This is a genomic window from Staphylococcus caledonicus (assembly GCF_016238465.1).
GTDB lineage: Bacteria > Bacillota > Bacilli > Staphylococcales > Staphylococcaceae > Staphylococcus > Staphylococcus caledonicus.
Genome location: NZ_JABTXV010000029.1, coordinates 1 through 255 on the forward strand (window position 1 = coordinate 1; position 255 = coordinate 255).

Consider the following 255-nt stretch of genomic DNA (forward strand, 5'->3'; position numbering starts at 1 on the left):
ATCGTAAGTAATAACGTAAATAACATCGTAAGTAATAACGTAAATAACATCGTAAGTAATAACGTAAATAACATCGTAAGTAATAACGTAAATAACATCGTAAGTAATAACGTAAATAACATCGTAAGTAATAACGTAAATAACATCGTAAGTAATAACGTAAATAACATCGTAAGTAATAACGTAAATAACATCGTAAGTAATAACGTAAATAACATCGTAAGTAATAACGTAAATAACATCGTAAGTAATAAC

1 protein-coding gene is annotated in these 255 nt (G+C 25.1%); it reads right to left on the reverse strand.

Annotated features, from left to right (window positions below; genetic code table 11):
* A partial coding sequence (locus HS848_RS13160; protein ID WP_198612557.1) for a hypothetical protein occupies positions 1-255 on the reverse strand: 255 nt, incomplete at both ends.